Raw genomic sequence first — 8,950 nt, 5'->3', positions numbered from 1 at the left:
TCCTTATATTTAGTAATTGGTTTACCATTCTTGTCTAAATTATTAAAAGTAATCTCAGAAGTATCTTCTTTAAAGAGAATTTCTTTTGCAGAATCTTTAAAAAAATAATTTAGTGTGTCCAAATAAGTCTGAACTTCAGACATGGTTTTTATAGACTGTGCCTCAAATTTTTCAAATTCTTTTAGTAGATTTCTAATTTTTATGAATTGGTGTGCATTCAAGGCATATAACAATTTGACATTATCATTTTTTTGGTCTTCAGTGTATTTAAGAGTTATGTTTTTAAGTTCTTTAAAATAGCTGGTGATTGTATTTTTTTCTTTTTCTGTTAGAGTGTCCTTTTCAAAATTTTGAAAGTACTCCTTTACTCTGCTTTCAGCTTTTTCAATTTGACTAATATTTAATTTATATCTTGTCCCAGAAGCTAAGCCTTCTAATGTAATACTTCCGTCAAAAGCTGAGATCATAAGATGGTTTTTCAATGTATTAGTGAGATTTAACACCTTGTTTTTTCGCTTCCTATATTCAACATTTATTATTTCTTTAACTCTGTCAACTGGAGATTTTAAAGATTCAGATTTTTTCCTTTTCAACATAATTTTTGCACCTTCATCAAAGTAAATTGAGTCTTCAGATTCTTCAGTATATAAGTTTCTATCTAATCCTATTATTGTTGGTGAAGGTAATGTTGCAATTAATTCCCATGTTTCTTTTTCTTTTTCGTCTGGACTTAATCTTTTATAACCTTCAATTAAATTATTTCTTAATGTCTCATCATTCTGAATGTTCTTTGGATGATGTTTGAGTTGAACTATGAGCGGGTTAAATACCTTTTCATCAGATTTTAATTTGTAATGAAAAGTTGTTTTATTGTGTTTACAGTTAACTTCATACTCCTTATTGTTTGAAGAAAACCAAAGCGTTATTGATTTAAACTCAGTTACGCATAAGTAAGGCAAAGAGGGTCTTACAATCCAATTAATGACATTAAGTATACTTGTTTTACCTGCTCCATTAATTCCTACCAAAAGTGTTAAGTCAGGGTTAAACTTTATATCTTTATCAATATATCCATAAAGTTTCTCAATTTTAAGTCTTTTAATTTCCATTCTTTTTTTATTTCAGCAAAAAATGTCTGTTGTGTTTATCTCACAGATTTGCATATGTTTATTTCCATATATAATTCAAAGTAATATATCTCCATTACAGAAAACCGTAAAGGAGCAAATTAATGTGGTTCACCTACGCATAAAGCTTCGGTGAACGAGGGGAGAATACCAAATATAGGAATTTACAATTAACAATGATCAATTAGCAATGAACAATTATCAAAGGCTGTTTTAACCAAACTATTTCAAAGAACCCTACCTTTGCAGCATGCAGTCCAAAATTCTTTTTATAACGCCCCCGTTTACACAGCTAAATACTGCCTATCCGGCATCGGCATATTTAAAGGGTTTTTTGGAGGCTCACGACATTGCTGTGCATCAATGCGATTTAAGTATAGAGCTTTTTACCGCCATTTTTACGGGCGATTTTCTTCGCGAAATGTTTCAGGAAGCGCAGGATTTAAAGCATTATGATTATCCAGAAGTCCGCAAAATGAAGTCGCTGTATATTGCGCGGGTGGATGTGGTTATTGCCTTTCTTCAAAAGCAGGATATAGCAACAGCGCATAAAATCTTGGAGCCTGGGTTTTTACCGGTAGGGCATCGATTGGCTAAGGTAAACAAGGAGATTAAATGGGCGGCTGGCGACATTGGCATTATTGATAAGGGAAAGCATTACGGCACGCTGTTTATTGAGGAGATAGGCGATTTTATACAGGCCAATGTAGATGAGTTTTTTGCCTTTACGAAATATGCCGAGCAAATTGGCACTTCTGCAAGTAGCTTTAATGAGCTGGATGAATTTTTAAGTTATCCTCCCACGCTTATTGAAGAGAAGATGCTGGATATTTTAATTGAAAAAATTAAAGAAGAGCAGCCACTTTTGGTTTGCTTTACCATTCCTTTTCCCGGGAATCTCTTTGCTGCCTTGCGGTGTGCACAGTTTACGAAACAGTTTTTTCCAGACGTTCACGTTGCCTTTGGCGGCGGCTATTGCAATACGGAACTGCGTTCGCTTACCGATCCACGGATTTTTGAATTTGTGGATTTTATTTCGTTGGACGATGGGGAAGGGCCTTTGTTGAAAATAGTTCGGTATCTGGAAGGGAAAGTTGGCATAACGGGTTTGGAACGAACGTATGTGCTGGAAAACGATGCCGTTGTTTATATGGATAAACTTCCGAACACCATTTATCACCATAGCAAATTGCCCGCACCCGATTATTCCGGCTTGCCTTTTCAGAAATATGTTTCCTTTTTGGATGTTGTAAACCCGATGCACCGCATGTGGACGGATGCGCGCTGGAACAAAATGACCATTTCGCACGGCTGTTATTGGAAACAGTGTTCGTTTTGTGATGTGAGCTTGGATTATATTGGCAATTACCAAAACACCACTGCTGAGGATTTGGTGGATAAGATTGAAAAGATAGTAAAGGATACGGGCATTACGGGCTTTCATTTTGTGGATGAAGCTGCGCCGCCAAAAATGTTGCGGGCTTTAGCGAATGCCTTGATAGCACGGAATGTGAAAATTACTTGGTGGACGAACATCCGTTTTGAAAAGACTTTTAGTTTTGAGCTTTGCGAAGTGATGGCGAAATCTGGGTGCATAGCGGTAACAGGCGGTTTGGAAGTTGCTTCGGACCGATTATTGGCGAAAATGAAGAAAGGGGTTGATATTGCCCAAGTAACCCGTGTTACGCATAACTTTTCCGAAAACAATATTATGGTGCACGCCTATCTTATGTACGGCTTTCCCACCGAAACGGAACAGGAAACTATTGATTCGCTAGAGGTGGTGCGGCAGTTGTTTGAACGGAATTGTATTCAGAGTGCTTATTGGCATCAGTTTACTACTACTGTTCACAGTCCGATTGGCAAAAACCCGCAGGATTTTGGAATCATTGTTACTGGCCCTGAGTTTGAAGGTTTCGCCCAAAACGATTTATGGCACGAAGATCCACAAGGCGCCGATCATCCCAAATATACGAATGGATTGAATCTTGCCTTGCACAATTATTTGAATGGGACTGGGTTTGATGTGCCCTTGCAAAACTGGTTTGAATTTCCGGTGGTTACTACTAGGCATCCTGCGGATCTGATTGAAAGTTTTTTATTGGAGGCTGTTGGGGCTTAGCTCTTGGCTTTTAGCCGTTAGTTGTTAACACTTTGTCTGCGTTCAGTGTGACCTCATTGGGATTTGGTTCTGTGTTGTGTCGTGGTTCTTAAATCTTGTCTGTTATGCCTTTATTGGTTCATAATAAAGTATTACTGCACCACCACTAAATGTTTTCGTCTTTGTGAGTTTAAATATTTTTCTTTTGTTTAAGTTTTCAAATAACTGCAAACCACTTCCTGCAATAACAGGATGAACACATAGTTGGAATTCGTCAATTAGATTAAGTTCCATTAGTTGTATAATTAAACTCCGACTGCCAACTAAAATATCTTTCCCTGCTTGTTGTTTTAGATTTAATACTTCTTTTTCAAGATTTTGATTTGCTACCCTTGCGCTGTTCCATTCGGCGTTTTTGAGTGTGCGTGAAAAAACAATTTTGGGAATCTTATTAATAGCCACGGCAAAGTCGTCCATTGATTTTTCACCAGATGGATTTTCTAAAAGTGTTTGCCAAAACTTCATAAGTTGGTAGGTTGTTCTTCCATATAGAATTACGCCACCTTGGTCCAGTAGTTCTGTATAATGTTGATGTGTTTCCTCATCAGGTATTCCGGCCGTATGGTCGAAATTCCCATCCATTGTCATATTGATTGCAGCAATTACTTTTCTCATATTAGATTTTTATTGTCTATCCACTATATAATTCAGTTCAGTAACGCCAGAAGTAAATTGTTGGGTAGATATTAATTTTAGTTTTGTTTTTTCTTTCATTTCCTTAAACAAGGGAATTCCCGTTCCTAATATAACGGGGTTAACAAATAGCCAATAGCCGTCAATTAAATTGTGCCCCATAAGGGAATGTGTTGCTGATGGGCTACCAAAAAGCAAAATGTCTTCACCCGTTCCCTGCCTTATTTCATTTATACTGTCCTTTAGATTTTCACTTATAATTTTTGTGTTAGCAAAATCTGCATCTGCCAGGGTTTTGGACAAAACAATTTTGTGAACGTCTTTATACCATTTGGAATGGTTAATGTCGTGCTTGCTTGCATTGGGTTTTTCTGCTGCTGTGGGCCAGTAATTTTCCATCATATCAAAGGTTACGCGTCCGTATAAGGCGGTGTCGCCTTTGTTTATACGTTTTTCTACGTGATCAAAGAGTTCGTCATCAATTTTAATCCAATCCATTTCTCCATTTGGTCCTGCTACAAAACCGTCCAGGGAGATGTGCATGAAGGAAATTATTTTTCTCATATAACTCTGCTTTTGGTGATTTGCGTTATTCTTTATTTTCTACTTTTTCACAATTGTTCTAAAAGTTAAATTAACCCTTGGTGTATTCACTTTAGTGGTTGGCGGGAGCCTGTGAAGCCAATGCGTTTGTGTTGTGCCTTTCATAATCAAAAGGCTGCCGTGTTCCAAGTTTAGGGAGATGGTTTCCTTTGTTTGCTTGTGCTTAAAGGCAAATTTGCGTGCCGCCCCAAAACTTATCGAGGCAATTGCGCCGTTTTTTTTAAGATCCTTTTCTGCATCGCTGTGCCACGCCATGCCTTCTTCGCCGGAATGGTAAAGATTTAGCAGGCAACTATTAAAAGTTTCACTGCTTTTTTCTTCCACGGTTCTTTTTAGCTCTAAAAGTTCAGGCGTCCAAAGGCTTGCCTTTTTTGTGATTTTGGAATAGGTATATTCAAATTCTTTATCGCCATACCAAGCTACTTTCCTTTTGGTGATTATCTTTTTGCCATAGATTATGGCTTCGTCATTTTTCCAATCGATTTTATTTAGGAGATTTTCATAATAACGGTTGGCTTCTTCTTCAGAAAACACTCTTCCGAAATAATTCACCATGCCGTCTTTTGGAAGAAGGTTTTTTTTAGAATTAAATTCAACATTAAACATGTTTATTTGCGACATTGGAAATATGAATTTTAGTACTTTTCTCTGTGAAACTCTTTTTTCTCCGCGCAACTCTGTGTTATAGCTGTAACACAGAGTTACACAGAGGTTTCACAGAAGTTCACGGAGGAAAGCTTTCAAAAGTATTAAAACCCTATATTAAAATCAAGCCGTATGCGGTTTCCATTTTCCTTGGTAGTCCCATAAGCTAACAATTGTTCCACTGTAAAGAAGCGCACTTTTAAATCCATATTTTCCGCAAGGGCATAGCCGGCCATAATTTCAAGTCCTTTAAAGTTTGTAAGCCTTCCGTCCGGAGAGCCTTGCGATGAATAATCCCAACGTGCCCAATCGTTTTGGGCTAGGTAATCCACTGCTGCAAAACGTTCCAAATAGGTGTAGGTCAACTGCACTTTCCAGTCGCCTTTTTTGTTTAGTGTCCCGATACCTGCATTGGCAACATAGCCCGTTTTTTGATCCTGTAAAAACTTCGGAATGGAATCATTACCGTGGTAATCCTGCATGTTTTGGTAATAGTCAAAACCCGCGGTGACTTTTGGGTTTTTAAGAAGTACCACATTGGTGCCAAGATGGACTACGGAATAGTCAATGTTAAAAGTATCGCCCCCATCGGGGATGTCCGGCATATTTTTGAAATAATAAAAAGCAGGGAAAAACTTCACTCTGTTTTGCCAATGTGAAGAAACCAGCTGTATTCCTTCAAAATAGCTGTCATTTCCCAGAGAAGTGCCACTTGTGGCGAAAATAAAATGCCCCGTATTCACTTTTAGGGATTGCACAAATTCGTTTTCAAAACTGAATTTCCCAGAAAGGGCAACGCCTTCGGGAAATACATTGTCGCTCCAAAAAAGCTCGTTCTGCTTTTCAAAAGGGAACGTGTTTTTTCCAATCCATGCGCTTAACCAATTATAGTTGAAGTTGGCATAAATCTTTTCAAAAGCAATGGGCACGCTGCTAAATTGATCGCCTATGGTAAGTTGCGGATCCTGCTGTTTGTTGGCTTGCCCCGTACGGATTCGCATCCCGAAGGATACCCAATCCTTAAAATCATAGGTTGCACCAATTCGGGCCCGGTAGCGCAAACGGGTTCGGTCATCGCGTTGGGAGCCATCGGGTTTTTGGGAGTTCCAGTCTTGTTCTACTCTAAATCTAAAATCGGCTGTGAATTTAAGTTTCTTTTGAATGCTGTCATTTTGGGCTGTTAAGAAAAGAGGAAACAACAGCAAAAGCAGGAGGCAGGTAGTTTTATTCAAAATTGAAAAAAAATTGGTTGGTTGTTGATCATTTTGAAATTAAATGTAGGTGAAAATTATTTAGCTTCAAAATTTTAAAGATAGTTGCATTATTAATAAAAGATAGTATCTTAGATGTTCAGAATGAATTGATTGTGTCCTCCTCTTTACGGCTAACAGGTGTTATTTGTAAACAATCAATAAAACCGTAACTCTTTAAATATTTAATTATGAGTATTATATTACTTCTTATAGGTGTTGTAGTAGTGATTGTTCTTTTGTTGGTAGTAGTCTTTAACCGTTTTGTGAAAAACAAAAATATGGTGAAAGATGCATGGAGCAATATAGACGTTGCGCTGAAACGCCGTTACGATTTAATTCCAAACCTTGTGGAAACCGTAAAAGGCTATGCTGCGCACGAAAAAACTACTTTGGAAAGTGTTATCAACGCCCGTAATGCTGCAATGGCAGTGCCTTCAGACGATATAAACGGACAGATTAAAGCTGAAAACCACTTGCAACAAACCTTGCGAAGTATTTTCGCTTTGGGCGAGGCATATCCAGATTTAAAAGCGAATGCAGGCTTTTTGGATCTTCAGCAAAAACTTAACGAGATAGAGGAAAACCTTGAACGCAGCCGTCGTTATTACAACGGAACGGTGCGCGAGAACAATACTTATGGCGAAAGTATGCCGGGCGTATTGTTTACGGGAATGTTTGGTTACCAACATTTCGATTATTTTGAGGCAGAAGTTGCCGAACGTGAAAATGTAAAGGTGAGTTTTAATTAACCCACAACTGACAACCGACAACCACAATAATGTTGATCTATTTGCAATTCAAAAAAAAACTGGTACTGCTTCTATTTGTAGTACTGTTTTCTCTAACCGGGTTTGCCCAAGGCTTTGACGTAAACCACAGCCAGCTTGATATTTATATCAGTGAAGAGGGTTATTTTGATGTGGTTGAAAACTATGACCTAAACTTTACGGAATACAAGCACGGTATTTACAGAAATATTCAAGTGAAATACGACTTGCTTAACGAACAAGGCAAGCACGAAAATCGTAGAATCAAAATTAGAAATATTGATGTGCCCTCCCACAAATATGAAGCAGATCTGGATTTTGTGCAAAAGCTTAGCAATAGCCTGCAAATAAAGATAGGAGATAAGGATGTAACCGTTATTGGCCCACAACATTATCAAATAAAATATAGGGTTTACAATGCCTTTCTTTTTGAAGAATCCCATATTCGCTTTTATTGGAATATTAAACCCGATGGTTGGTATGCCGTGTTTAAACAACTCGATTTCAGCGTTCACCTTCCCGAGGGGATGAGTAGCGATTTAGGTGCTATTTACGTTTACTCAGGTAATACAGGTGTAAACACTCCCAGCAACGATTTTGATGTAACTTATTATGATGGCGTTTATACCGCCAAAAGTTTACCGAACTTTTTATCTGTTCCTGGGCAAAGCGTAACGGTTTTGATCAATCTTCCCCCAGGTTCCGTAAAGGAGATTAAACCTTGGTGGCCTTTTTGGGCAGATTACGGATGGACGCTGATTCTTGGAGCGATGTTGCTTGCTTTTTATTGGGTTTGGAACAAATACGGAAAAGATGATAGGGTAGTGGCCACTACCAGTTATTTTCCTCCAAGCGGGATGGATCCGGCAATGGCAGGGTTTTTAATTGACGATAATGCGGACACGCCAGACCTTATCTCGTTGATACCTTATTGGGGATCACGCGGCATTATTAAGATGGAACAAATCCCCAAAGAAGGTTGGTTTGGGAAGGACGATACAAAACTCACTCGATTAAGACCATTGCCTGTAGGCGCGCCAGATTACGAAGAAGAAATCTTTAACGGTCTCTTCGGAAGCTATTCTGGAACAGGTGAAAAAGAAGTTTTAATAAGTAGTTTGAAAGATTCTTTTTATACTAAAATGGCGAGTGCCAAAACGAAACTGAAAGAGCAGGCCCAGATTTATTACGATGCCCAAGCCAAAAAAATGCAGACGATAACCATAATCGGCATTTTGATTTTAGCGTTTGTATTATTTTTTATATTTATTTCAACTTGGGGACTTTGGGCAGCATTGGTTGTGATTGCCGTTGCTATTTTTCTATTGTTTATGAGCATTTATATGGTGAAGAAAAATTCCAAAGGCAATGAAGCTTTTTCAGAGTTGAAAGGGTTTAAAAATTTCATAAAAATAGCAGAGGAAAACAAATTGAGAATGCTTTTGCAGGATAGCCCATCCTATTTTGAAACCACTATGGGCTACGCCCTTGCGTTTGGTCTTTTTTCCCAATGGGCGAAGAAGTTTGAAGCCCTCAATTTGCAGCCTCCAAGTTGGTACACCTCTTCTGCGGGCGTGTTTACAATGCATAATTTTTCAAATTCATTTTCAGATTCAATATCCTCGGCACAGTCAACTATGGTCAGTTCACCGTCAAGTTCTGGTGGCGGAGGTTCCTCTGGGGGCGGTTTTGGCGGTGGCGGTGGTGGAAGCTGGTGATATTCGCAAATTAAAGTATGTGATAGGGAATAACGGATTTGAA

General features: G+C 38.4%; 8 protein-coding genes. 3 read left to right on the top strand and 5 right to left on the bottom strand.

Annotated features, from left to right (window positions below):
• On the bottom strand, window positions 1-1,109 hold a 1,109-nt coding region (locus A7A78_RS12965; RefSeq protein ID WP_165593573.1), incomplete at its 3' end, for an AAA family ATPase.
• A gap of 268 nt (window positions 1,110-1,377) precedes the next feature.
• Here A7A78_RS12965 and A7A78_RS12960 point away from each other — a divergent pair.
• Window positions 1,378-3,249: a B12-binding domain-containing radical SAM protein gene (locus tag A7A78_RS12960; RefSeq protein ID WP_068762889.1), complete on the top strand. Its 1,872-nt coding sequence runs from the start codon at window positions 1,378-1,380 to the stop codon at window positions 3,247-3,249.
• A gap of 102 nt (window positions 3,250-3,351) precedes the next feature.
• Here the strand turns inward: A7A78_RS12960 and A7A78_RS12955 are convergent, their stop codons facing one another.
• The 4 genes from A7A78_RS12955 to A7A78_RS12940 form a co-directional block, all read right to left on the bottom strand.
• On the bottom strand, window positions 3,352-3,903 hold the full coding sequence (locus tag A7A78_RS12955; protein WP_068762888.1) for a dihydrofolate reductase family protein: 552 nt from the start codon (window positions 3,901-3,903) through the stop codon (window positions 3,352-3,354).
• Window positions 3,904-3,912: 9 nt separating this feature from the next.
• Window positions 3,913-4,485 (bottom strand): dihydrofolate reductase family protein, encoded by a 573-nt coding sequence (locus A7A78_RS12950; protein ID WP_068762887.1) that lies wholly within the window; start codon window positions 4,483-4,485, stop codon window positions 3,913-3,915.
• Between the two features lie 39 nt (window positions 4,486-4,524).
• Window positions 4,525-5,145 carry an alpha-ketoglutarate-dependent dioxygenase AlkB family protein gene (locus tag A7A78_RS12945; RefSeq protein WP_423190705.1) on the bottom strand — a complete coding sequence of 207 codons (621 nt, stop codon included), beginning with the start codon at window positions 5,143-5,145 and terminating at the stop codon, window positions 4,525-4,527.
• 128 nt (window positions 5,146-5,273) lie between these two features.
• A complete protein-coding gene (locus A7A78_RS12940; protein ID WP_165593572.1) occupies window positions 5,274-6,401 on the bottom strand; it encodes a putative porin in 1,128 nt (375 codons plus the stop codon).
• A 209-nt stretch (window positions 6,402-6,610) separates the two neighbouring features.
• On the opposite strand from A7A78_RS12940, the gene A7A78_RS12935 reads away from it, so the two are divergent.
• Both A7A78_RS12935 and A7A78_RS12930 read left to right on the top strand, forming a co-directional pair.
• Entirely contained in the window at window positions 6,611-7,171 is a 561-nt protein-coding gene (locus tag A7A78_RS12935; RefSeq protein ID WP_094746151.1) for a LemA family protein, read from the top strand.
• 29 nt (window positions 7,172-7,200) lie between these two features.
• Window positions 7,201-8,907, top strand: a complete 1,707-nt coding sequence (locus A7A78_RS12930; protein WP_068762885.1) for a DUF2207 domain-containing protein — start codon at window positions 7,201-7,203, stop codon at window positions 8,905-8,907.
• The last annotated feature ends 43 nt before the right edge of the window (window positions 8,908-8,950 follow it).

The sequence above is a fragment of the Aequorivita soesokkakensis genome, assembly GCF_001641085.1.
Lineage (GTDB): Bacteria > Bacteroidota > Bacteroidia > Flavobacteriales > Flavobacteriaceae > Aequorivita > Aequorivita soesokkakensis.
This window is presented reverse-complemented; position numbering and strand designations above follow the sequence as displayed.

Bases quoted from the DNA above. Each gene is read 5' to 3' on its own strand.
- A7A78_RS12960 (WP_068762889.1), top strand. From the start codon at position 1,378: ATGCAGTCCAAAATTCTTTTTATAACGCCCCCGTTTACACAGCTAAAT.
- A7A78_RS12955 (WP_068762888.1), bottom strand. From the start codon at position 3,903: ATGAGAAAAGTAATTGCTGCAATCAATATGACAATGGATGGGAATTTC.
- A7A78_RS12950 (WP_068762887.1), bottom strand. From the start codon at position 4,485: ATGAGAAAAATAATTTCCTTCATGCACATCTCCCTGGACGGTTTTGTA.
- A7A78_RS12945 (WP_423190705.1), bottom strand. From the start codon at position 5,145: ATGTCGCAAATAAACATGTTTAATGTTGAATTTAATTCTAAAAAAAAC.
- A7A78_RS12935 (WP_094746151.1), top strand. From the start codon at position 6,611: ATGAGTATTATATTACTTCTTATAGGTGTTGTAGTAGTGATTGTTCTT.
- A7A78_RS12930 (WP_068762885.1), top strand. From the start codon at position 7,201: ATGTTGATCTATTTGCAATTCAAAAAAAAACTGGTACTGCTTCTATTT.